Source organism: Mycobacterium paraffinicum (assembly GCF_025822865.1).
GTDB classification, from domain to species: domain Bacteria; phylum Actinomycetota; class Actinomycetes; order Mycobacteriales; family Mycobacteriaceae; genus Mycobacterium; species Mycobacterium paraffinicum.
Map to the genome: position 1 here is coordinate 514,694 of NZ_JACKUR010000025.1, position 23,341 is coordinate 538,034.

Below are 23,341 nucleotides of genomic sequence, written 5' to 3' on the forward strand. Positions count from 1 at the left end.
CTGGCCTGCATTGCGGCCGCCGCTCCGATCGCCGGGTTCGGCTTGCTGAACTTGCAAGCCCGCCTGGAGCGATGGGACTACGAACGGCACGCCGAGGACTGAACCCGGGTCGTAGCTCCGCGTAGTGGCAGGCGGAGTTACGCGCTTTCGCTGATGTTTGCCACTCACAGTCCCCGCATGCTGGCTAACATGATCGACATTCATTCGTCGGCGGACACGCCGCTGCTGGACTGGAGCGAGCAGAGCGTGAGCGAGCTGCCCACAGGGACCGTGACGTTGCTGCTTGCCGACGTGGAGGGCTCAACACGGCTGTGGGAAACCCAGTCCGACACCATGACGGCGGCGCTCGAGCAGCTGAATCAAACCGTGAACGATCTCGTCGCCGCCCACGGCGGGGTGCGGCCCGTCGAACAGGGCGAGGGCGACAGTTTCGTGGTCGCCTTCGCCCGGCCCAGCGACGCCGTCGCGTGCGCGCTTGCACTCCAGCTGGCCGTGCCGCCGCCGATCCGGATCCGCGTCGGCCTGCACACCGGCGAGGTCCAGCTGCGCGATGCCGGCAACTACGCCGGACCCACCATCAATCGGACGGCGCGGCTGCGCGACCTTGCCCACGGTGGGCAGACCGTGCTGTCCGGTGCCACCGAACCGCTGGTGCTCGACCGGTTACCGGCCGATGCCTGGCTCACCGACCTGGGCTTCCACCCGTTGCGCGACCTGCCGCGGCCGGAACGCGTCGTGCAACTCAATCATCCCGGCCTCGCCAACGACTTCCCGCCGTTGCGAGGGGCGAATGACGTTGCCAATGCCCACCTTCCGACGCAGTTGACCAGCTTCGTCGGCCGGGGCACGCAGATCAGCGACATCGGACAGATCTTGCGGGACAACAGATTGGTGACCCTGACCGGCGCGGGGGGTGTCGGCAAGACACGGTTGGCGGTGCAGGTCGCCGAGCAGGTTGCGGACACGTTTCCCGGCGGGGCCTGGTTTGTCGACCTGGCTCCGGTCACCAATCCCCTCGTCGTGCCGGTCACCCTGGCGCGCACCCTGGGTCTTGCCGACCAACCGGGCCGCTCCACCACGGAGACGGTGTCGAAGTTCGTCCGGGACCGCAAAATGCTGTTGGTACTGGACAATTGCGAGCACCTACTGGACGCCAGCGCGGCCCTGGTCGTGGCGCTGCTCGATGCGTGCCCGGGCGTCACCGTGCTGGCGACCAGCCGGGAGCCGATCGGCGTCGCCGGGGAACTGACCTGGCGCGTGCCGTCACTGTCGGGCGACGGCGAGGCCTTCGAATTGTTCGTCGACCGCGCCCGCCGCACCAGACCGGATTTCCAACCCACCGAAGACAATTCGGCCGCCATCGCCGAGATCTGCCTGCGCCTGGACGGCATGCCGCTGGCGATCGAGCTGGCGGCGGCGCGGACCCGCGCCCTGTCCCTGACCCAGATCGTCGACAGCCTCCATCACAACTTCCGCCTCCTGGCCGGGGGCGCCCGCAACGCCGTGCGCCGCCAGCAGACACTGCGCGCTTCCATCGACTGGTCCCACGCGATGCTCACCGAGCCGGAGCGCATCCTGTTTCGCCGCCTCGCCGTGTTCATGGGCGGTTTCGACCTGGACGCCGCGCACGCCGTTGGCGCCGACGCCGGTGTGGAGCACTTCCAGCTCATCGACCTGCTCGGGCTGCTCGTCGACAAGTCGCTGATCGTCACCGAGGAAATCGACGGCATGATGCGCTACCGGCTGCTGGAGACCGTCCGCCAGTACGGCCTGGAAAAGCTGGCCGAGTCGGGCGAGGCCGAGGCCGTGCGGATCCGGCATCGCGACCACTACACCGCCGCCGCGGTGGCGCTGGAATCGCGGATGCGCGGCGACGGGACGCCGCTGGTCCCCTGGGCCGAACGCGAGATGGACAACCTCCGCGCGGCCCATGCGTGGAGCTGCGACGCCGCCGAGTTCGGACCGGCGTTGCGACTGGTGTCGGCGCTGCAACGGGTCTGGCTCACGCGCGGCCGATTCCGCGAGGGCGTGGCCGGGTTCGACGCCGTCCTCGGCGACGAGCGCTACCGCGACGCGGACGTCGAGCCCGAGGTCTGGGTGCGGGCGGTCGCCGACGCGGGGCTACTTGCCGTCTGGTTCTCCGTCCCGTTCAGCCTGCGGCGCGCGCAACAAGCCCTGGCAGTGGCGCGTGAGGTCGGCGACGAGGCGCTGGTCGTGCACACCCTGATGACCTGCAGCATGCTGGCATTCAACGACCCCGAACTGGCCGCGCCGTACTTCGTCGAGGCCGCGGATCTGGCTCGCGCGTCGGGTGACCTTGCCGCGCTTGCCCAGCTGCGCGCCTACCAGAGCTTCGCCACCGCGGCCGCAGGCGACCCCATCGCCGCGCAGGCGGCCGGCGAGGAGGGCCGGGACCTCGCCGACGCGCTCGGCGACAGCTTCGCGTCTCCCTACAGCCGGACGTTCCTCGGCGTTGCCCTGGTGCAGCAGGGCAAGCTGGCCGAGGGTGTCGCTGTGGCCCGTTCGCTGGTCGAGGAGGCGCAGGCGGCCGGGGACCGCCCGATGGAGGTGTTCGGTCTAATCACCTTGGGGCAAGCAGTCGCGTTCACCGGAGACGCCGCGGTGGCGCGCGAGTCAGCCGAAGCCGCCCTCAAAGTCGGGGCCACACTGGGCGGCTTTCACGACGACAGCGCTTACGCGGCGTTGGCCGGGGCCGCGCTGGCCGAAGGTAACGCCGCCGCCGCCAGGCGTGCGTGCGAGGCGGCGATGCGGCACACCTATCCGCTGAAGGAACTGCTCACCAGATGCACGGTGCCGATGGCCGACGCCGCCCTGGGATGTGGCGATCTGGTCGCCGCCCGTCGCTGGGCAAATGACATGGTCGGGGTCGCACCGGGTTTTCAACAGATGCTGGCGCTGACTTCGCGCGCCCGCATCGCCATCGCCCAAAGCGAGGCGCAGCAGGCCGAAACCGACCTGCACGAGGCCCTCGCGGTCGCCGAGCGCACGGGCGGATACCTATTCGCCCCCGATGCCCTCGAGGGCCTCGCGGCGCTGGCCGCCGACACCAATCCCGAGCACGCCGCGCGGCTATTCGGTGCGGCCGACGGTATGCGGCAATGCCATGGCTCGGTGCGCTTCAAGGCTTTTCAATTCACCTATGACGCGTCGCTCGCGAAGACACGGGAAGCATTGGACCCCAGTGCTTTTGATGCCGCATGGGCGGAAGGCAACGCGCTGTCGACCGCCGAGGCCATCAGCTACGCGCAGCGGGGGCGCGGTGCACGCAAGCGACCGGCCAGCGGTTGGGAGTCGCTGACGCCTACCGAACTCGACGTCGTCCGGCTCGTCAGCGAAGGACTGCCCAACAAGGACATCGCCGCGCGGCTGTTCATCTCCCCGCGCACCGTGCAGTCTCATCTGACGCACGTCTACACCAAACTCGCCGTGTCGTCGCGGGTGCAACTCGCTCAGGAAGTGGCCCGCCACAGCTAGGTCAGGTCGACAGCTGCGTGCGGATCAGCGGCGCGATCTTGTCCGCCATGTATTGATGCCCCGCGTCGTTCGGGTGCACACCGTCGGCCCCGATCAGATCGGGCCTGCCCACGAACCAGCTTTCGGCGATCGGGTCGATCCACGTCGCACCCGCGGCCGCGGCCGCCGCGCCGAGCACGTCGCGAACCTGCAGCATGGGGATGGGCACATCGGCGGTCGGCCACGGCGGTCCGATCACCAGGAACCTCGCGGACGGCGCCAGCTGGCGAGCCAAATCGAATGTGCTGCGGGCCTTTTGAGCTATCAGACCCGGATCGATGGTCTCGTCGTTGCGCGAGCCGAAGAACACCACCAGCACATCGTCGCGCTGCACGGCCCTTGCGGTCAGGTCTTCGAAGACGCTGCCATGGTCGCCCGGCATGCCGTAGCCGGCCCTGCCCTCGGCGGCGACGTCGGCCGAGATCCGTTCGCCGCGCGCGGCGAGTCCGTCCCAGGCGCGGGCGGGCCATGACCTCGGGCCCAGCCCACCTTCATTGGTGCCGGTGGTATATGAGTCCCCTACTACGGCAATGTGGTTCAACCGGAAATCCAGGGTCAGCGTGTCGTAGGTGCGCACCTGAGCGGGGTATGCGATGCCGACGCCGACCAGAAAAGTCAGGCCGATGACAAAGGTGGCCAGACGACTCACCACTACCTCCCCCGTCAACGGCATCGTCATGTGCCACCGGATTTTCATCGATTATCCGCCGCCGGCCCGCGGCCGTGCGCCCACGCAACCGTCACACCGCGCGGACCGAAACGGCTTCCAGCGAGCGGTCGATCGGATGGACCTTGCCGTTCGCGGGCTCGTCGGGCTCGCTTCTCGCGGTGACGGCTTTGACATCGACCATCCGGCGCATCCAGCGGCGGGCGGGCTCCTCGACGAAGTGATACATCACGATCGAGATGAGCACGGCGATCGCAAGCAGGCCGATGATGTTCCATTTCCATGGATTGTCCTGCGGCCGAAGCTCGAACTGCTCGACGGACCAGCCCCACGCGGTGTGCACCAGCTCGTGAACCATGTACAGGCAGAACGAGATCTGGCCTCCGTAGACCATCAACCGGGTGGAGAGCACCCTCGGCAGGCTGCCGACGCCGATGGCCAACGTGATCACCAGCGGAATGAACAGGATGTCGACGACCCCGCCGCTGTCGTTCTCCACCACCCCGGAGATCGGGTGCGCGTCGAACCAGTAGAGGACGCCCACCATGGCGGCCAGCAGAACCAGGGAGAGGTAGCCCGCCAGTCGGCGGCCGCGATCGGTCAGCCGCAGCCTGCGCACCGCGGCGCAAGCAAGCGCGCCGGCGATGAACTGGGTGACGATCCGCGGCAACCAGCTCCACGGGGTGTAGAAGTGGCCACTGGCCAGGAGCATGACCACGGGCGGCAGTGCCGCCGCGAACGCCAGCACCATCAGGCTCCGCGCCCGCGTCGCCTGCTTCATCCGCAGAATCACCAACACCAGAAGGCCGAAGAGCAGATAGGCCAGCCACTCCGCGCTGATCGACCAGGCGGGCCCGTCCCAGCTCGAATCATCGAAGAACGGCACGAACCACAGCTGCACCAGCAGGATCTGGCGCACATAGCTGATCGCGGTCAGCTGGGCGGCGTCGGGCGACGGCACGTGGCCGACGTGCAGGGTGAAGATCACCCAGAGGGCGGCGAGATGCAGCGTGACCAGGTACACCGGCCACACCCTGGCCAGCCGCAGCCACAGGAAGTGCAGGGTCGCGCGCGTCGACCATGACCGGCCCATCCGGTCGAGGTAGTTCCAGGTCAGCACGAATCCGCTGAGGATGAAGAACAGGTCGACGCCCTGGGCTCCGCAGTTGAGCACCGGCGCGAGGGCGTCGTGGAAATCGGTCCCCACGTCGCCCAGCATCGGGCGGAAGTGAAACAGCACGACCCACAGCGCGGCGACGATGCGCAGCCCCGTCAGGGCCTTGATCTCGCCCCTGATCTCTGCGCCGCGCACGATGCTCTTTCCGCCTGGACTCTGCTGTTCGTTCGCCTGTTAGTCGGCTGACCGGGCGACCACGCGATGTCACCAGCCCCCGCATCGCAACCGGCAGCCCTGGCAGCCTAGCAGCGCAATGGCCCCGGCGCGCGGACGGTTGTGGTGTGGCATGCGGCATTTCGCCCGCAATTCGCGCCTGGCGACCTTTGCTCGGGAACGGCGGGAAGGGCGGTGACAATCGCTTCTTAGCAAACCGTTAGCTGCGGCTTTCACCCTCCTTAAGCTTGGGGTTTAGCGTCAGAAGCACAGCGAACGCCACGGAGAGCGAGGGGTGTTCATGACGATCGCCGAAGTCCTGACGCGGGAGCAAAACGGCGTCCTCCACTGCGACGGCGCTTGGATCCGGGCCCACCGTCGCCAGCTGGCCACCGTGGTGACGATCCGGGGTGAAATCGACGCTCTCAATGCCGACCGAATCGCCGGGTGCATTCGCCGTTTTATCCTCGGAGAGGACCGCGTGGTGCTCGACATGAGTGGCGTCACCGGATTTGCTGCGCCGGGCATTTCGCTTTTGCAAACCTTCGACGACGACTGCCGCGCCGAAGGGGTGCAATGGACGCTGGTCGCGAGCCCGGCGGTCACCGAATCCCTGGGTGACAGCGGGTTTTCGGACGAACATTCGGTGCCCGAGGCTCTGCAGGACCTGGCCGACGCCATCGCCCTGCGCCGTCGGCTGGCGCTACCGCTGGTCAGGACGTCTTAGGGCGTCGCTCACGGAGGTGCCGGGTGGTTCCGACCACCGCCAGCACCCCAGCGCTCGTCAGCAGCAACAGGGTCAGCAACAGCAGCTGCGGGTCATACACCGTTGACGTGGTGAACGGCTGCCCGTCCGCGATGGGCGCCACCGCCACCGGGTGATGCGAACGCGACCAGCTCACTCCCGCGCCGACGAACGCCGCGCAGGCCAGGCCGAGTTCGACCAGCACCCTGGTACCCCAGCGTGGGGCGGTCACTGTGCGGGCCCGGCGTCGTCGTCACGATCGGCGTCGATGACATCCGAGCGGGCGGGTTCGACCCGCTCCTGGACCAGCGGGGTCAGCGCCTCGCGGAGCTGACGATGCCGGCGGGCCCAGGCCTGAACGGTGCGTTTTCCGGTCAGCTGGAGCCCGATACCGATCCGGCCCCGGGGCACCCCGACCAATTCGCCGAGCGCCCGCGCCGACTGCCACCGGGCCAGCTCCTTACCGGACGCTTCGTGGTTTTCGGCGTCGGGATACACCTTGAGGATCTCGCGCACCAGGATGGTCTCGGTGCCTTGGCGCAGCGCGTCTTCGGTGAGCTCGACCGAGACGTGGATCCGGGCCGCCTTGACCTGCAATCCGACGAACCCGGACACCAGGATCAGGAAGATCACCGGGATCAAGAACGACACCGGGGCGCCGCTCCAGACCTCGATCAGGACCATCGAGCCCGCCGCCACCGGGCCCCATGCCACCCACCACCAGCTGGCGCCCGGCTCGTAGAACAACGGCTTCGGCTCGCCCCTCGTCGACTGTGATGTCAAAGCAAGCCCCATCTCACGAAAGCCAACCGGCCGCGTCCACGGCCCAATAGGTCAGCACGATATCGGCTCCGGCACGGCGGATGCTGGTCAACGACTCGAGCGCCGCCACCCGCTCGTCGATCCAATTATTCGCGGCGGCAGCGCAAATCATGGCGTACTCCCCCGACACCTGGTAGGCCGCCACCGGCACCGGCGAGACCTCCGCGGCGGCGGCCAGCACGTCGAGGTAACCCATCGCGGGTTTGACCATGATGATGTCCGCGCCCTCGTCGAGGTCCAGCCGGATCTCGCGCAGCGCCTCGCGGAAGTTTCCCGGCTCCTGCTGATACGTGCGCCGGTCCCCGGACAGGCTGGAACTGACCGCGTCGCGGAAGGGGCCGTAGAACGCCGAGGCGAATTTCGCGGCGTAGGCCAAGACCACCACGTCGGTGTAACCGGCGGCGTCCAGTCCGTCGCGGATCGCGGCCACCTGGCCGTCCATCATCCCGCTCGGCCCGACCACGTGTGCGCCCGACTCCGCCTGTGCGACAGACAGTTTCACGTAGCGGGCCAGGGTGGCGTCGTTGTCGACCCGGCCCCTGGCGTCCAGCACGCCGCAATGGCCGTGGTCGGTGAACTCGTCCAGGCAGGTGTCGGCCATCAATACCGTCGCGTCGCCGAGATCCTTGGCCAGGTCCCGCAGGGCGAGATTGAGGATGCCATCGGGGTCGGTGCCCGCCGACCCCGTCGAGTCCTTGTCCTCGTCGCGAGGCACGCCGAACAGCATCAGCCCACCAACGCCGGCGTTGACGGCGTCGGCCGCGGCGCTGCGCAGCGAGTCGCGGGTGTGCTGCACGACGCCGGGCATCGACGCGATCGGCCGCGGTTCGTCGATACCGTCGGCGACGAACATCGGCAGCACCAAATGCCTTGGCTCCAAAGATGTTTGCGCCACCAAACGGCGCAACGCGGGGGTGGAGCGGAGCCGACGCGGGCGCTGCCGCGGGAATGGGCTCATCAGCGGCGACCCGCTGCGCCCGGCTGCGCCGCGCTTGCGATCGCCGCAACCACTAGCGCCTGCGGCTCTTCTTACGCGGCGGTGGCAGCGCACCCTCGGCGCGCAACCGCGCGGCGTGCTCGGCCAAAGCGTCGACCAACGGGCCGACAGCGGCCGTTTCCGGCTGCACGTCCACCCGCAAACCGAACTCGGCGGCGGTCTCGGCGGTCTTGGGACCGATGCAGGCGATGATCGTCCGCGCGTGCGGCTTGCCGGCGATGCCGACCAGGTTGCGCACCGTGGAGCTCGAGGTGAAGCACACGGCGTCGAACCCGCCGGTCTTGATCATCTCCCGCGTCTCCGCCGGCGGCGGGGCGGCCCGCACCGTCCGGTAGGCGGTGACGTCCTCGATCTCCCAGCCGCGTTCGCGCAGCCCCTCAGCCAGCGTCTCGGTGGCGATGTCGGCCCGCGGCAGCAGGACTCGGTTCACCGGGTCGAAAATGCTGTCGTAGGGCGGGAAGTCGTCGAGCAGACCCAACGACGACTGCTCGCCGGCCGGCACCAGCTCGGGGCTAATCCCGAAGGCGCGCACCCGATCGGCCGTGGACTCACCGACACAGGCGATCTTCACGCCGGAGAAGGCACGGGCGTCAAGACCGAACTCGCCGAACTTCTCCCACACCGCGCGCACCGCGTTGGTGGAGGTGAACACCACCCACTGGAAGCGGCCGTCGACCAGGCCCTTGACCGCCCGTTCCATCTGGGCGGGGCTGCGCGGCGGCTCGACGGCAATGGTCGGCACCTCGATCGGCAGCGCACCGTAGGACGTGAGCCGCTCGCTCATCTCGCCTGCCTGGTCCTTGGTGCGCGGCACCAACACGGTCCAGCCGTACAGGGCGCGGCTCTCCCACCAGTTCAGCTTCGCCCGGCTGGCCACCGTCTTGCCGATGGTCACCACCAGCGGCCCGGTCAAGGGGCCCGCCGGGTCAGTCGCGCCCAGCACGGCCGAGTCGGTCAGACCGCCCAGCGTGGTCTCGATCGAACGCTGCTGACAGGTGGTGCCGTGCGCGGTCACCACGCACGGAGTGGTCTCGGCCAGCTCGTGCTCGATCAGGGTGCGCGCCGCATCGGCCAGATGCGACGTGGTCGCCTGCAGGATCAGCGGGCCGGGCGCCGCGGCCAAAGCGTCCCAGTCCACATGTGGGTCGCGCACGTCGGCGACCGTGTGCGACGAGCCCAACGGCAACCCCGCGTAGGTGGGCACAGAGTCCGTGGGAGCCAGGCCGGGCACGATCTCGAGGTGCAGGTGGCTCCGCGCGACGGCGTTCACCTCGGTGATGACCGCGTCGACCGTCAGCGGATCCCCAGCCACCAGCCGCACCACGTCGGCGCCGCTGCGGGCCTCGGCCGTCAGCGTCTTCGCCACCTCGGCGGGCTCGCCGAGCGCCGGGCGGACATCGGGACCGGCCGATATCACCGCGGGTTGCTCCGCGCCGGTGGCGGCGTCGCCGTGCCCGGCAGGGGCATCGGCGGGCGCCGGGCCCGAAACCGGCGGCAGGTCTTTGCCGATCAGCGCCAGCACCGGCTCCGGCACGTCCGGGTCGGTGAACACCAAGGCGGCGTTCGCCAGCACCGTGGCGGCCCGGGTGGTCAGAAGTCCCGGATCGCCGGGACCAGAACCCACGTACGTGATGCGGCCGGGTCTCGGCTTACGCCCTCGCGTCGTCATTGTCGCTCCCACGTCACTCGCAATTAATTTCCTCGTGCCGGGTCCTGCCGCGCTTCCTGCATGAGTTCTCGGGCGCCGAGTTCGAACAACTCTGCGGCGACCGAAACCCCCAGCTCACGCGCCCGATCGGCGGTGCCGATGCCGGACGCGCGGATCACGTCAGATCCGTCCAGTGCCGCCACGCACCCGCGCAGCGACAGCTCTTCGAAGACTCGGCCTTCCTCATCGATGGACTCGACCACCTCGGCGATCGCGCCCACCGGTGCGGAACAACCGGCCTCCAGTTCGGCCAACAGGGCTCGCTCCGCAGTGACCGACGCGCGCGTGTCGGCGTCGTCCAACTCCGCCAGCACTGCCACCAACCCATCGCTTGCGCGGCATTCGACGGCGAGCGCACCCTGAGCCGGTGCTGGCAACATCTGCACCGGCTCTAACGTCTCGGTGACATCGTCGAGCCGACCGAGCCGGGCCAGTCCGGCCCGAGCTACCACGATCGCGTCGAGATCACCATTGCTTACCCTGTTCAACCTGGTATCTAGGTTGCCTCGTAGGGGGCGGATTTCCAAACCGAGACCCAATGCTCTAAGCTGCGCGGCCCGCCGCGGGGACGAGGTGCCCACCAGCGAACCGGCCGGCAACTCACCGAGCACCAGCCCGTCGCGGGCCACCACCACGTCGCGGGGGTCGTTCCGCGGCGGAATGGCCGCGATGGTGAACCGCGGGTCGTCCGCCGTGGGCAAATCCTTGTGGGAGTGCACGGCGGCGTCCACCCGGCCGTCGTTCATGGCCTCGCGCAGGGCGGTGGTGAAGGCGCCGACGCCCAAGGTCTCAATGGGCGCCGACGACCGGTCGCCGGCGGTGGTGATGATCACCAGCTCCGCGGGATGACCGTTGGCGATCAGGGCGTCCCTGACGACGCCGGCCTGGGTGGTGGCCAAGAGACTGCCCCGGGTACCTATCCGGATCACGTTCGCCAATCGGCTACTCGGCGGACGGTTCGTGCGTTCCGGCATCGAATCCCGTTGAGATGACGGGCAATTCACCGGCAGCTACGGCATCGACGGCGGTCTGGTCGAGTTCGAAGAGTTCGCGCAGCGCTTCGGCGTAGCTGTCCCCGCCGGGGGCGCTGGCGAGTTGTTTGATCCGCACGGTGGGCGCGTGCAGCAGCTTGTCCACCACCCGCCGCACGGTGCGCGCCACCTCCTCGCGGTGCGCGCTCTGTAGGCCGGGCAGCCGGTTGTCCAGGCGCAGCAGCTCGGCCTCCACCACGTCGGCGGCGCGCTGGCGCAGGGCGGTCACCGTCGGCGTGACCTCGGCCATGCGCTGCCCCGCCAGGTAGGCGGCGACCTCGGCGGCGACGATGTGGCGCGCGGCGTGGACATCGGAGGCCGCGGCGTGCGCCGACGGCTCATGCTGCACGCGGTCCACGTCGACGACCCACACACCGGGCAGACCGGCGACCGCGGGGTCCACGTCACGCGGCATGCCCAGGTCGCAGATCACCAGCGGGCGGGTCGACTCGTCGCGGCGCGCGGCGGCCAGCGCGTGGTGCACGTCGGCCAGCGTGACGACCGGGCTCACCGCGCCCGTGCAACTGACCATGACGTCGGCGTCAGCCACCGCGTCGGCCAAGTGGTCGAGCGACATCGCGTCGGCCTGCACACCGGATTCACGGAGCTTGCGGGCCAACCGCTGTGCCCGGGACAACGAGCGATTCAGGACCTGCACGTGCCGGATGCCGGCCCGGGTCAGGTGGGCCGCCGCCAGGGCGCCCATCGCGCCGGCGCCGACCAGCACGGCGGTCTTGCCCTGCAGCCCGTCCAGCCGGCGTTCGGCCATGTTCAGGGCGACCGACACCACCGAGGCGCCCGCCGCGTCGATGGCGGTCTCGGAATGCACCCGCTTCCCCACCGACAGCGCCCGCTGAGCCAGCTCATGCAGCACCCGGCCGACCGTGCGGTTGGTTTCCGCGGTGGCATAGGCGCGGCGGACCTGGCCGAGCACCTGCTGCTCACCCACGACCGCGGAGTCCAGTCCACTGGCCACCGCGAACAGGTGCTCGACGGCGGCCTCGCTGTACCGGACGTACGCGTACTTGGTCAGGTCCCCCATCGACATTCCGGAGTGATCCGACAGCACCTGACCGATTGCCGCCAGCCCGCCGTGGAACGCATCCACCACCGCGTAGACCTCGACCCGGTTGCACGTCGACAGCACCATCGCCTCGGTCACCAGCGGCGACTGCAACACCCGGTCGACGATCTTGCCCTGATCGGATTCGTCGATGGTGAGTTGTTCCAGGACGGAAACCGGCGCACTGCGGTGCGAAACCCCGAAAAGCAAGACGCTCACGGCAGCATCACCTGGCCAGCTCCCTTGCTTTCTCCAGTAATTGAACTGGTTTCCACGGTAATCGTTTATCAGGTGGGCTACCAAATAATTGCCCGGCGGCCCTCATCGAGCGAGATCCGCGCGCAGCCTGGCCTCGTCGATATCCCAGTAACTGTGCTCGCGGCCGTCGAGCAGGATCACGGGCAGCCGATCGCCGAACTCGGCTCGCAGTGCCGGACTTCCGGCCGAGGCGGCAGCGTCCACGTCGATCGTCGACAGGTCGAAGCCCAGCTCAGCCGCCAATTCGCCGAGCCGGGCGTGTACCCGCTCGCAGATGGTGCAGCCGTCTCGGGTCAGCAATTCCACGTGTGGCCGCCGGGGGGCGTCGGTCATGGTCACAAGTGTCGCATCGGTGACTTGTGAGGCCACCTACCAGGCGTTATGTTCCGGCTATGGCTGACGAGATCCTGCGGGTTGATCCGGTGGTGATGCAAAGCCATGCCGTCTCCATCGGCGGCGCCGCCGAGCAGCTTTCGGCCGAGCTGAGCCGACTCGACGATCGGGTGGGTCAGATGCTGGGCGGCTGGCAGGGAGCGTCGGGAACCGCATACGCCTCCGCATGGGAGCTCTGGCATCGGGGCGCCCGCGAGGTACAGCTCGGCCTGTCGATGCTGGCGCACCTGGTAGGTGAGGCCGGCGAGGGCTATCAGGCCAACGAGGCCGGGTCCGCCCGGGCCGAGCGGGCGGTGCGTGGTGGCTGAGGCGTTCCGGGTGGATCCCCAAGCGCTGGCCGATGCGGTGCAGCGCATGACGGCGTTTCAGCGCTATGCCGAGGACATGATCACCGAAATCGATTCTCGGGTAACACGTTTGCACACCGCGTGGACCGGTGAGGCCGCCGCGGCCCATGCCGAGGCGCATCGGCACTGGGTGCGCGGCGAGGCGATGATGCGTGAGGCGCTGGCGCAACTCGAGAAGGCAGCCACGACCGCCCACGGCAACTACACCGGCGCCATGTCGACGAATCTCGGTATGTGGTCGTGAGCTAGGTGCGGCGCTGCCCCGGGGAAGTCAATAGGCCGCACCCCCGAGCCGATCGGACGCGGACGAGAAGCCGGACATACCCAGCCCTCCCCACGCCTCCCGGATAGGGTTGAACGTCGGGACCCACTGGNTCGTCAGGCAACACAGCGATCTAGGAGGTTTGGCGATGACTTCCTCTGACCCGGTCAACGGAGACCTCAGTCGCGTTGACTTGGAGTCGCTGGCCGCCGAAGCCAGCGCCGCCCGCGCGCTGGAAGGCCTGCAGGCCGAAAAGGAAACCGCCGCCGAGGATCGCCCGCAGCCGCCGATCGATTTGACCGCGGCCGCCTTCTTCGACGTGGACAACACGTTGGTGCAGGGCTCCTCGGCGGTGCACTTCGGCCGCGGGCTGGCGGCGCGCAACTACTTCACCTACCGCGATGTGCTCGGCTTCATCTACGCCCAGGCCAAATTCCAGATCCTCGGCAAGGAGAACAGCAACGACGTCGCCGCCGGCCGGCGCAAAGCGCTCGCCTTCATCGAGGGCCGCTCGGTCGAACAGCTGGTGGCCTTGGGCGAGGAGATTTACGACGAGATCATCGCCGACAAGATCTGGCCGGGCACCCGCGAGCTCACGCAGATGCACCTCGACGCGGGCCAGCAGGTCTGGCTGATCACCGCGACGCCGTACGAACTCGCGGCGACCATCGCGCGGCGGCTCGGCCTGACCGGCGCCCTGGGCACCGTGGCCGAGTCCGTCGACGGCGTATTCACCGGGCGGCTGGTCGGCGACATTCTGCACGGCACCGGGAAGGCGCACGCCGTGCGGTCGCTGGCCATCCGGGAGGGGCTCAACCTCAAACGCTGCACCGCCTACTCCGACAGCTTCAACGACGTGCCCATGCTGTCGTTGGTGGGCACCGCCGTCGCCATCAACCCCGATGCCCGGCTGCGCACTCTGGCCCGCGAACGGGGCTGGGAGATCCGCGACTTTCGCACCGCCCGCAAGGCCGCGCGGATCGGGGTGCCGTCGGCGTTGGCGCTGGGGGCGGCCGGCGGCGCACTGGCCGCGGTGGCGTCCCGACGACAATCGCGCTGATAGGCTGCGCCGCTGAGACCTACTCGAGCGGAGAGCGACAGCGGTATGACAATCCCCAAGGGAGCCGAAGGGCTCATCGGCAGCCATTACCGGGCGCCGGATTACTTCCTCGTCGGCCGCGAGAAGATCCGGGAGTTCGCGCTCGCCATCAGGGACGATCATCCGACGCACTTCAGCGAGGCGGACGCCGCGGCCGCCGGGTATGACGCGCTGGTGGCCCCGCTCACATTCCTCGCCATCGCGGGCCGGCGTGTGCAGCTGGAGATCTTCACCAAGTTCAGCATTCCGATCAACATCGCGCGGGTCATGCACCGAGACCAGAAATTCAAGTTCCACCGGCCGATCGTCGCCGGGGATAGGCTTTACTTCGACACCTATCTAGACTCTGTCATTGAGTCCCATGGCGCCGTGATCACAGAGATCCGCAGCGAGGTCACGGACGCCGAGGGCAAACCGGTGATCACCAGTACAGTCACGATGCTGGGGGAAGCCGCAAACAACGAAGCCGACCACGAAGCAACCGTCGCGGCAGTCGCGTCCATATCAGCGGGAAAGTAGGTTCGAATCAATGACTTCACAGGGGGAAACGGGTAGCACCCAGCTCAAGCCACCGGTCGAGAAGGTCCGGTCCCATTACGACAAGTCGAACGAATTCTTCAAGCTCTGGCTTGACCCGTCGATGACCTACAGCTGCGGATACTTCGACGAGAATCCGGACCCGCAGAATCTGACCAAGACGCTGGAAGAGGCGCAGTACGCCAAGCGAAAGCTGGCCCTGGACAAGCTGAACCTCGAGCCCGGCATGACGCTGCTCGACATCGGCAGTGGCTGGGGTTCGACCATGCGGCACGCGGTGGCCGAGTACGACGTCAACGTCATCGGCCTGACGCTGAGCGAGAACCAGTACGCCCACTGCGTGGCCGAATTCGACAAGATGGACAGCCCCCGCCGCAAAGAGGTGCGGATCCAGGGCTGGGAGGAATTCCCCGGGGACGTACCGATCGACCGCATCGTGTCGCTGGGCGCGTTCGAGCACTTCGCCGACGGCGCCGGCGACGCCGGGTACGAGCGGTACGCCACCTTCTTCAAGAAGTACTACGACCTGCTGCCCGACGACGGCCGCATGCTGCTGCACTCGATCGTGGTGCCCACCGCCGAGGAGGGCAAAGCGATGGGCTTGCAGGTGAACATGACCCTGCTGCGGTTCATCAGCTTCATCCTCAAGGAGATCTACCCGGGCGGAAAGTTGCCCCAGGTCAACCTGGTCGACAAGTACGCGACCGATGCGGGTTTCAAGATCGAGCGACACCACTTCATCGGCAAGAACTACGTGCCGACGCTGACCGCCTGGGGGGATGCCCTCGAGGCGCACAAGGACGAGGCGATCGCCCTGAAGGGGCAGGAGACCTACGACATCTACCTGAAGTACTTGCGGGGCTGCTCGGACTTGTTCCGCGACGGCTACACCAACGTCTGCCAGTTCACAATGGTCAAGTAATCCAAGCGCAAAACGCCCCGAAGCCGTTGGCTCCGGGGCGTTTTCGCGTCAGGAGAGGTTCAGCCGAAGAAGATGTTGCGCCGGCCGGCGAGCAAGCGGTACAGCGTCTGCTGGATCGTCTCGCGAACCTGATCGGTCAACTCGAAGGTAACCATCGGGTCCTCGGCGTCGGAGGCGGCGTAGTCGTTGGTGTAGATGGGCTCACCGAACGCGATGCGCCACTTCGACGGCAGCGGCACCAGCCCGGCCGGCCCCGCCAGCGGGAACAGCGGCGTGATCGGGAAGTAGGGCAGGCCGAACAGCCGGGCGAGCAGCTTCACATCGGTCAGCATCGGATAGATCTCTTCCGAACCGATGATCGAGCACGGGATGATGGGCGCCTTGGTGCGCAGCGCGGCCGTCACGAAGCCCCCGCGGCCGAACCGCTGCAACCGGTAGCGGTCCTCGAAGCGCTTCCCCAGCCCCTTGTAGCCCTCCGGGAACACGGCGGTCAGTTCCCCGGCGGCGAGCAGCCGGTGCGCGTCCGTCGTGCAGGCCATGGTGTGGCCCGCCTTGCGGGCGGCCTCACCCACCACGGGCAGGTCGAACACCATGTCGGCGGCGAGCAACCGCAGGTCCCGCTGGCCGGGATGCTCGTCGTGGACGGCCACCGACAACATCAGCCCGTCGAACGGCAACACCCCGGCGTGGTTGGCCACCACCAACGCGGCCCCGTCGCTGGGCAGGTTTTCGATTCCGCTGACCTCGACCCGGAACCACGACCGGAAGAAGAACCTCAGCAACGGCCGGACGATCGCGCTGTTGAAGTGCGGATCGAAGCCGAACTCGTCGACGGTGTAGTCACCGGTGAGCCGCTGACGCAGGAAGCCGGCAACCGCGGCGACGCGCTGAGCGAGTTCGTTGAGCGGGGCGTCCGCCGACCCCGCGCCCGCGGCACGACGATGCTCGTCGATCTCGCGGACGACGGCGGCGATCTGTTCGGCCGAGGCCCGACCGTGCGGGTCCGAAAGCAAGGAAGGATGCTGGCGAGCTGACTCCGCCCGCTGGTCGGCTCTTTTACGCGCCGCTACCCGACCCCGATTTGTATGCAGTGGAATGACATTGGCTCTGGTTTCACCAGCCACGATACCTACCTGACCCCACCCCACGGAACTGGATTTCGGCTACCCCAGCGCTGAGCTAAAGATATGGCTCGACCTTCCAGGGAGCGTACCCGATGCGGGTCGATAATGGGAGTCATGCCGCGGCCGCGAACGTAGTCGTCGAAAGCCTCGGCCGTCGTCCATTTCGGCTGGTATCCGAGCTCCGAGCGCATCCGGGTGGTGTCCATGACCCGGCCGTAACTCAGGTAGGCGAACTGATCGCGGCTGATCTCGTTGTAGCGATTGGCCCGCCTCAGCGAATCGAGCGCCCAGACGCCAAAACCGGGTACCGGCAACGGAATCCGGCCGGCCCGCCGGATCGCCTGCGACAGCATGATGATCCCGTCGGCGCCGATGTTGAAGGTGCCGGCCTTGCCGGCCATCGCCGCTCGCTCCAGCGCGCCCAGCGCATCCTGCTCGTGCAGCAGCTGCAGGCGCGCGTCGCGGCCGAACATCGTGGGCACCAGCGGCCCGGCCAGGTACCGCGACAGCGTGGTGTCCATGGCCGGCCCGATCATGTTGGCCAGGCGCAGGATCGTCACGGCGATATCGGGGCGGCGCCGGCCCAGGCCGCGCGCGTAGGCCTCGATGTCGAGACTGTCCTTGGCGAAACCCCCGCGCAGCGGTCGACGGCTGGTGCTGTCCTCGGTGAACATCACCGGATCGTGAGCGCTCGAGCCGTACACCTCGGAGGTCGACTTGAGCACGACGCGGCGCACCGAGGGCGCCTTCTGGCAGGCCGCGAACAGCTGCATCGCGCCCATCACGTTGATTTCCTTCAACGCCGCGGTGCCCCCGGACCGCGGAGCGTACGACGCCGCCGCCGCGTGCACCACAGTGTCGACGTCGCCGTTGCGAATCACCTTGGCTATGAAGGGATTACGGATGTCGGCGCGGACGAACTCCGCGCGGCCCATCCGGCGCAGCATGTCCTTGCTGGGCGCGATCGCGTCCACCGCGATGACCGCGTTGATCATCGGGTTCTGCGCGAGCCGAGCGGTCAGGTAGCCGCCCAGGAACCGGCACGCACCGGTGACCAGCACAACCTTGGGGTAATGCACCGTGTTGCTCGCGGCGTCGCCGGTTCCGGCGCCTTCCCCACTCGACTGATCCACCCAGACAGCCTATCCACCGACAGAGACCGCAGCACTACGCCGCGGGCGGGCCTACTTGCCGAGTTTTCTGCGCTGCACCCGCGTGCGGCGCAACAACTTGCGGTGCTTCTTCTTGGACATGCGCTTGCGCCGCTTCTTGATTACTGAACCCATGAACTCCGCTATCTGACCCGTGACCTGCTTGCAGGATTGACCCGGACACTTTACCCGGCGGGACGCACCGAACACCAAACCGGCGTCGACGACCGCCGCGTAACCGCGGAGCGCACCGCTGGCTGCCCGCACACTCCGCGCGAGCGGCCAGTTTCAGGGTCAGCCCGCGTCGAAGTAAGACGTCTCCAGCATGTCGTGCACCGCCTTGGCGTGCACCCGGAAAGACCGCCCGACCCGGACCGCGGGCAGCTCGCCGTTGTGCACCAGTCGGTACACCGTCATCTTGGAGACCCGCATCAGCGCCGCCACCTCGGCGACCGTCAAGAATTGTGTCCTGCCCTGCTGGCCCTCGCCGGAACCGGCGTCCCGCTTACCAGCAGAATCTCGCGCCGATGGCCCGTTCGTAGACGTCATCGCAACCCAATCGTGTCAGGCCCGCGCAATGCCAGCGGCTTCCCCTCCGCTGGCACCCACACGTGCATACAAAGAGGAGAATAGCGGGACTAATGGGGTTACTGGTACTGGTGGGGGACAATCAGTTTAAAATTCTTGGATTACTCCGATGTAATTCTTAGCTGCTCAGAGCGCGTTTTGGCGGCCTGAACCGCCGCATCGACGGCCGCCCGCAGTCCGCCCTTTTCCAGTTCGCGAAGCCCCGCGGCGGTGGTGCCACCGGGTGAGGTGATGGTCGCCCGCAGCTGCGTCGCCGTGGCGTCCACCCGCAACCCAGGCGCCTCCCCCTCGCCCGGCCGCCGCTCGGCGTCCATCCGTTCCAGCAGCATGGCCGCGGACCCGGCCATCGTCTGCGCCGTCAGGTCGGCGGCCACGTCCCGGCTCAGGCCCGCGGCGACCCCGGCGTCCACCAGGGCCTCCACCATCAAGAAGAAGTACGCCGGGCCGGACCCCGACAGCGCCGTCACGGCGTCCATCTGGGCTTCCGGCACGGTCAGCACCCCGCCGACCGAGTCGAACAGCGCCGAGACGCCCTCGAGCTGCGGGACGGTGACGAACCGGCCCTTGGCCAGCGCCGTCACCCCCGCGCCGACCAGCGCCGCCGCGTTCGGCATCGCCCGGACCACCGGTGTGCCGGCGGGAAGCTTCGACTCGAAGTACGAGATGCCGATCCCGGCCGCCACCGTGACGAACACCTGCTCGGCGGAGTCGCTCTCGGACTCGGCGGCCACCCGGGCCAGCTCCGCCATCACCGGCTCGACATCGCCGGGTTTCACCGCGACCACGACGAAGGACGCGTTCTCCACCGCATCGGCCACCGACGTGATCAGCACGGAATAGGTGTCGGCCAGATACTGGGCGCGCTCCGGAACCCGTTCGGCCACCACCAGGTCTTTGACCTGCCGGCCCGCGCGCAGCAGACCCGACAGCAGCGCCTCCCCGATGCTGCCGCCACCGACGATCGCGATTCTTGCCATGCCCGACAGCATCGCAGACAGCGGCGGCTACCCGGCGGCAGGGACCAGCGCCAGTTGGCGGGCTTGGACCACGAGACGGCCCAGGCTGTCGACGACGGTGTGGTCCTCATCGAACCAGTCGTGCCCGATCTCCGTGCACGTCGCGATGATTCGCAGCCACCCGTCGGCGGGCAGGCCGCGCAGGAATGCGGTCAGCTGGACCGTCGGCGCCCAGCCGGTCCGTTCCACGGCAAAGGTCACGGGCGCCGAGAGGTCCCCGCACATGAGCGCGAACAGCGCGTCGGGGGCCACGCCCCGCGGACGCGCCCACATCTGGATCACCGGCGGGCCGCCGTCGGCGGACGGTCCCAACGTCGACAGCACGGGTCGCACGTCGCACCCTTCGCCCAGGTGCACCAGGCCGGCCAGCGGGTGGCCGGGCCCGATCGGCGCGATGTCGTCGGGCGGCTCGGGTGCCATCAGATCCACCACGGGGTTGGCCGACAGCAGCGGCTTGGCATCACCGTCCGGCGGAAAGTGCTCCGGCTCGCCGAGATTGACCACGGCATGCACCGCGGTGCGGTCGCCCTGGGTGAGCTCGACGTCGACGACGCTGATCCGGCGGCCGCGCTTGCGGATCGAGGTCACCAGCCGCATCGGCCCCGGATCGGGGGCCCACAGGAAGCTCGCCGAGACCGCGACCGGTTCCAGCACCGGCCCCAAGCCGGCCTGCTCACCAGCCGCGCTGCGGGCGGCCTTGGCACACAGCGCGAGCATCGCGCCGCCGTGCACCTTCGGACCGATGGTCCAGTGCTTGTTGAGCTCGCCTTCGAAGACACCGGGGTCGACCTGCCGCAAGGCCATTGCGGTGGTGAATAGCGCGTTCATGGTCTCCTGGGTTGTCAGCGGAGCAGGTGTGTGCGGGCGAACTGCAGCGATTCGGCGAGCATGCTTTCACGCTCACTGGCGCTGCGCGCGCTGGACGTGGACACCTCCAGGATGACGTGGCCGGCGAAGTGGCTGCCGGCCAGCATCTGGCACACCTCGGCGGTGGGCTGCGTGCCACGTCCGGGGACCAGGTGCTCGTCAGCGGGCAGACCGCTGCCGTCGCACAGGTGCAGGTGGACCAACCCGCCCCCCATCCGCTCCGCCATGTCCAGCGAGTCGCTGCCGGCGGTCGCGGTGTGGGACAGGTCCAGGGTGTAGTGCTCGTGGTTGCCGTCCAGCGGGTCGTACGAGGGCGCGAACGCCGATATCGCCGGCCCCGGGCCGCCGCCGCGCCGGCGCATCCGCTCCCGCGATTGGCCGGACCCGAAGAACCGGTCCGCCCGGAACGGGAACATGTTTTCCACCGCGACCATCACCTCGCTCGACGCTTCCAGCTCGGCGACCTGGTCGCTGAATCCCTCGGCGTAGCGACGCTGCCAGCGAAACGGCGGGTGCACGACGACGGTCTGCGCGCCGAGTTGCTCTGCGGCCCGCACGCTGCGGTCCAGCTTGGAGATCGGGTTGGCGCCCCACACCCGCTGCGAGATGAGCAGGCAGGGCGCGTGCACCGACAACACCGGTACGCGGTAGCGGCGGGACAGCTTCTGGACGGCGTTGATGTCCTGGCTGACCGACTCGGCCCACACCATCAGCTCGACGCCGTCGTAGCCGAGCCGGGCCGCGTACTCGAAGGCGGCCTCGGCCCGCAATGGGTACACCGAGGCCGTCGAAAGTCCGACTTTGATAGCTGGGCGCAACGGTCTGTGTGGTTCCGGGTCCGCCTAGCCCGACTGCAACGACAGCGCCAAGGGGCCCAGGGTGATCAGCGACCCCACCGCCACCGCGATCAACGTGCTGGCGATGTCCTCGGTCTTGCGCACCACCCGAACGCCGGCCACCAGGCCCAGGATCACCAGCACCGAGAGCACCAAGGCCACGATGCTGTTCCAGCGCCACAACTGGTCGAAGGCGACGAACAATCCCGCGCCGAAAGCGACGGCCAGAATCGACTGAAATACGACCAAGCTGCCGCGCCACAGCGACTCGAGCCTGCCCTGCGCCGGGTGGACGTCGGTGGCCGCGGCCGCGCGCACGGTCTCGCCGTCGAGGTGATCCTCGTCCGCCACGAATCCGGTGGCCAGCGGGTCCGCGTCCTCGTCGGCCTCGTCGATCTCGGTGCGCAGGAAGGAACGCACGTATGCGGAGTCCTCCTGCACGGGTTCGGCGTCGCGCACCTCCGAATCCATCACGTCCACCGGGAGATCGCTGTAGTGGTCCAGCGGGTCGGGATTCATGCCCTCGGCACCGGATTGCCCGGCGCCGTTGGTCTCCCCCGCCTCCAGGTGGCTCAGGGGGCGGGGATACGCGCTGCGCTCAGGCCCCGCCGCCGTCCTGGGTTGCGACGGCGACTTGGGCCAGCGCGGCTCCGGCTGCGACCAGTACGCGGTGGCGGGCTTGTCTTCGGTTTGCTGCTCCGAGGCGGCAACGACGGGTTCGGCGCCGGGCCGTTCGGCCGTGCGGGGGTCCTCTTGGTCGTCACGGATGACCGGAATCTCGCCGGTCAGCTCGGCGACGGTCACCGCGTCGCTGTCGCCGCGGCGGCGGCGCCGGCGCCGGGTGACTGCCGGGGCGCCGATGGTTCCGTTCTTGGCCAGAAGTTCGGCCACCGAGATCGGCCGAGTGCCGGGGCTCTCGGTCTCGGAATGTGGTCCGGTCATGCTTTGTCGCCTCTCGATCGGTTCCCGTCCCGATCACCTGCCTGGCCTCCAGCATCGCGCACGGATCGCTTCATGAGGGGCGTTCCGTCGGCTTCGCTGTCGAGTTTGCGCAAGATGAGACCTTCCCGTAATGCCCACGGGCAGATATCCACCGATTCAATCGACAGCGCTCGCATGCTCGCCTCCGCCACCAGCGCACCCGCCACGATCTGCGGCGCCCGCTCGGCGCTCACCCCTTCCAGTTCGGCCCGGTCAGCGGTCGTCATCCTAGAGATGAAAGATATGAGTTGCCTGAGGCCGTTTGCTGTGAGCGTCCTTTTCGCCCGCGGTCCGGCCGCCGACGGCGCCGCGCCGGTGAGCCGTGCCAGGGAGCGGAACGTCTTGGACGTCGCCACCGCCAGGTCGGGGGCGCCGGCTTCCAGCACGGTCACGGCGGCATCGGCGAGCTCGGCGTCCAGCCAGTCCCGCAGCATCCCCACCCGGCGCCGGCCGGGCGGATCGTCGGGCAGCCATTCGCGGGTCAATCGGCCCGCACCAAGGGGCAGCGACAGGGCAACCTCGGGCTCCTCGTCGACGCCGCTGGACATTTCCAGCGAGCCGCCACCGATGTCGAGGTTGATGATCCGCCCCGCGCTCCACCCGTACCAGCGACGCACGGCCAGAAAGGTCAGCCGCGACTCGTCGACGCCACTGAGAGCCTCCAGCTCGACACCGGTTTCTTTGCGGACGCGGGTGAGCACGTCGTCGGAGTTCACCGCGTCACGGAGCGCGGACGTGGCAAAGGCCATCAGCTCGGCGCAGCCCGAGCTGTCGGCGATCTTGGCGAACTCGTCGATCGTGGAGATGAGTTTCTCGGCGCCGCGCTTGGTGATCTTGCCGGAGCTGTCGATGGACTCGGCGAGGCGCAGCGTGGCCTTGGTCGAACTCATAGGCGTGGGATGCCCACCACGGTGCGCATCAACCACCAGCAGATGCACCGTGTTGCTGCCCACGTCGAGCACGCCCAATCGCACGGGAAACAACCTAGTCGGCGAAGATGCGGCCCGCTGTGGAGGTTGCCGATGTTGCACCGTCGGGCCCCGAGTGTCAGCAGGCCGAAGAG

At 68.4% G+C, this 23,341-nt stretch carries 25 protein-coding genes; 7 read left to right on the forward strand and 18 right to left on the reverse strand.

From position 1 onward, the window contains the following. The first annotated feature begins 177 nt into the window (after positions 1 to 177). Positions 178 to 3,495 (forward strand): helix-turn-helix transcriptional regulator, encoded by a 3,318-nt coding sequence (locus tag H7J89_RS16985; RefSeq protein ID WP_264044795.1) that lies wholly within the window; start codon positions 178 to 180, stop codon positions 3,493 to 3,495. A gap of 1 nt (position 3,496) precedes the next feature. Here the strand turns inward: H7J89_RS16985 and H7J89_RS16990 are convergent, their stop codons facing one another. Beyond that, positions 3,497 to 4,183, reverse strand: a complete 687-nt coding sequence (locus H7J89_RS16990; protein ID WP_264044906.1) for an Rv0518 family GDSL lipase — start codon at positions 4,181 to 4,183, stop codon at positions 3,497 to 3,499. A 91-nt stretch (positions 4,184 to 4,274) separates the two neighbouring features. Further along, entirely contained in the window at positions 4,275 to 5,513 is a 1,239-nt protein-coding gene (locus tag H7J89_RS16995; protein WP_264044796.1) for an acyltransferase family protein, read from the reverse strand. Positions 5,514 to 5,832: 319 nt separating this feature from the next. Here H7J89_RS16995 and H7J89_RS17000 point away from each other — a divergent pair, with 319 nt between their 5' ends. Next, the gene (locus H7J89_RS17000) at positions 5,833 to 6,258 is read left to right on the forward strand and encodes an STAS domain-containing protein (RefSeq protein ID WP_264044797.1); all 426 of its coding nucleotides are present in this window, start codon (positions 5,833 to 5,835) and stop codon (positions 6,256 to 6,258) included. Here the strand turns inward: H7J89_RS17000 and H7J89_RS17005 are convergent. From H7J89_RS17005 to H7J89_RS17035, 7 genes are all read right to left on the reverse strand, one after another. Then, entirely contained in the window at positions 6,245 to 6,508 is a 264-nt protein-coding gene (locus tag H7J89_RS17005) for a hypothetical protein (protein WP_264044798.1), read from the reverse strand. The two genes, H7J89_RS17000 and H7J89_RS17005, sit on opposite strands and share 14 nt — an antisense overlap. Continuing rightward, positions 6,505 to 7,071 (reverse strand): transport-regulating membrane protein Mce1N, encoded by a 567-nt coding sequence (mce1N, locus tag H7J89_RS17010; RefSeq protein ID WP_264044799.1) that lies wholly within the window; start codon positions 7,069 to 7,071, stop codon positions 6,505 to 6,507. Before mce1N ends, H7J89_RS17005 begins: the two co-directional genes overlap by 4 nt. A 1-nt stretch (position 7,072) precedes the next feature. Continuing rightward, positions 7,073 to 8,056, reverse strand: coding sequence for a porphobilinogen synthase (gene hemB / locus H7J89_RS17015; protein WP_264044800.1), 984 nt, complete (start codon positions 8,054 to 8,056; stop codon positions 7,073 to 7,075). Positions 8,057 to 8,108: 52 nt separating this feature from the next. Further along, on the reverse strand, positions 8,109 to 9,764 hold the full coding sequence (locus H7J89_RS17020) for a bifunctional uroporphyrinogen-III C-methyltransferase/uroporphyrinogen-III synthase (protein WP_264044801.1): 1,656 nt from the start codon (positions 9,762 to 9,764) through the stop codon (positions 8,109 to 8,111). 23 nt (positions 9,765 to 9,787) lie between these two features. Continuing rightward, on the reverse strand, positions 9,788 to 10,732 hold the full coding sequence (gene hemC, locus H7J89_RS17025) for a hydroxymethylbilane synthase (RefSeq protein WP_264044908.1): 945 nt from the start codon (positions 10,730 to 10,732) through the stop codon (positions 9,788 to 9,790). A gap of 13 nt (positions 10,733 to 10,745) precedes the next feature. Then, a complete protein-coding gene (locus H7J89_RS17030) occupies positions 10,746 to 12,116 on the reverse strand; it encodes a glutamyl-tRNA reductase (RefSeq protein WP_264044802.1) in 1,371 nt (456 codons plus the stop codon). 102 nt (positions 12,117 to 12,218) lie between these two features. After that, positions 12,219 to 12,488: a glutaredoxin family protein gene (locus H7J89_RS17035; RefSeq protein WP_264044803.1), complete on the reverse strand. Its 270-nt coding sequence runs from the start codon at positions 12,486 to 12,488 to the stop codon at positions 12,219 to 12,221. Between the two features lie 59 nt (positions 12,489 to 12,547). On the opposite strand from H7J89_RS17035, the gene H7J89_RS17040 reads away from it, so the two are divergent. The 5 genes from H7J89_RS17040 to H7J89_RS17060 all read left to right on the forward strand — a co-directional run bounded on the left by H7J89_RS17040 (position 12,548) and on the right by H7J89_RS17060 (position 15,715). Continuing rightward, positions 12,548 to 12,856 (forward strand): WXG100 family type VII secretion target, encoded by a 309-nt coding sequence (locus tag H7J89_RS17040; protein ID WP_264044805.1) that lies wholly within the window; start codon positions 12,548 to 12,550, stop codon positions 12,854 to 12,856. Then, entirely contained in the window at positions 12,849 to 13,139 is a 291-nt protein-coding gene (locus tag H7J89_RS17045; protein WP_264044806.1) for a WXG100 family type VII secretion target, read from the forward strand. Before H7J89_RS17040 ends, H7J89_RS17045 begins: the two co-directional genes overlap by 8 nt. A gap of 166 nt (positions 13,140 to 13,305) precedes the next feature. Continuing rightward, the gene (locus tag H7J89_RS17050) at positions 13,306 to 14,217 is read left to right on the forward strand and encodes an HAD family hydrolase (RefSeq protein ID WP_264044807.1); all 912 of its coding nucleotides are present in this window, start codon (positions 13,306 to 13,308) and stop codon (positions 14,215 to 14,217) included. A 45-nt stretch (positions 14,218 to 14,262) separates the two neighbouring features. Beyond that, on the forward strand, positions 14,263 to 14,775 hold the full coding sequence (locus tag H7J89_RS17055) for an FAS1-like dehydratase domain-containing protein (RefSeq protein WP_264044808.1): 513 nt from the start codon (positions 14,263 to 14,265) through the stop codon (positions 14,773 to 14,775). A gap of 10 nt (positions 14,776 to 14,785) precedes the next feature. Then, entirely contained in the window at positions 14,786 to 15,715 is a 930-nt protein-coding gene (locus tag H7J89_RS17060; protein WP_264044809.1) for a cyclopropane mycolic acid synthase family methyltransferase, read from the forward strand. 59 nt (positions 15,716 to 15,774) lie between these two features. Here the strand turns inward: H7J89_RS17060 and H7J89_RS17065 are convergent, their stop codons facing one another. From H7J89_RS17065 to H7J89_RS17105, 9 genes are all read right to left on the reverse strand, one after another. Beyond that, on the reverse strand, positions 15,775 to 16,863 hold the full coding sequence (locus H7J89_RS17065) for a lysophospholipid acyltransferase family protein (RefSeq protein WP_264044810.1): 1,089 nt from the start codon (positions 16,861 to 16,863) through the stop codon (positions 15,775 to 15,777). Continuing rightward, positions 16,845 to 17,972 carry an SDR family oxidoreductase gene (locus H7J89_RS17070; RefSeq protein WP_264044811.1) on the reverse strand — a complete coding sequence of 376 codons (1,128 nt, stop codon included), beginning with the start codon at positions 17,970 to 17,972 and terminating at the stop codon, positions 16,845 to 16,847. Before H7J89_RS17070 ends, H7J89_RS17065 begins: the two co-directional genes overlap by 19 nt. A gap of 51 nt (positions 17,973 to 18,023) precedes the next feature. Further along, positions 18,024 to 18,125: a 30S ribosomal protein bS22 gene (locus tag H7J89_RS17075; RefSeq protein WP_003402602.1), complete on the reverse strand. Its 102-nt coding sequence runs from the start codon at positions 18,123 to 18,125 to the stop codon at positions 18,024 to 18,026. A gap of 159 nt (positions 18,126 to 18,284) precedes the next feature. Continuing rightward, complete coding sequence (locus tag H7J89_RS17080; RefSeq protein ID WP_066956383.1) at positions 18,285 to 18,539, reverse strand: cell division/environmental response transcriptional regulator; 255 nt, start codon at positions 18,537 to 18,539, stop codon at positions 18,285 to 18,287. Positions 18,540 to 18,679: 140 nt separating this feature from the next. Next, the gene (proC, locus tag H7J89_RS17085) at positions 18,680 to 19,555 is read right to left on the reverse strand and encodes a pyrroline-5-carboxylate reductase (RefSeq protein WP_264044812.1); all 876 of its coding nucleotides are present in this window, start codon (positions 19,553 to 19,555) and stop codon (positions 18,680 to 18,682) included. A 27-nt stretch (positions 19,556 to 19,582) separates the two neighbouring features. Then, on the reverse strand, positions 19,583 to 20,422 hold the full coding sequence (locus H7J89_RS17090; protein ID WP_264044813.1) for a thioesterase family protein: 840 nt from the start codon (positions 20,420 to 20,422) through the stop codon (positions 19,583 to 19,585). Between the two features lie 14 nt (positions 20,423 to 20,436). Further along, on the reverse strand, positions 20,437 to 21,279 hold the full coding sequence (locus tag H7J89_RS17095; RefSeq protein ID WP_264044814.1) for a sugar phosphate isomerase/epimerase family protein: 843 nt from the start codon (positions 21,277 to 21,279) through the stop codon (positions 20,437 to 20,439). A 24-nt stretch (positions 21,280 to 21,303) separates the two neighbouring features. Next, positions 21,304 to 22,239, reverse strand: a complete 936-nt coding sequence (locus tag H7J89_RS17100) for an Rv0497 family membrane protein (protein WP_264044815.1) — start codon at positions 22,237 to 22,239, stop codon at positions 21,304 to 21,306. Further along, positions 22,236 to 23,252 (reverse strand): Ppx/GppA family phosphatase, encoded by a 1,017-nt coding sequence (locus tag H7J89_RS17105; protein ID WP_264044816.1) that lies wholly within the window; start codon positions 23,250 to 23,252, stop codon positions 22,236 to 22,238. Before H7J89_RS17105 ends, H7J89_RS17100 begins: the two co-directional genes overlap by 4 nt. Positions 23,253 to 23,341: the final 89 nt, after the last annotated feature.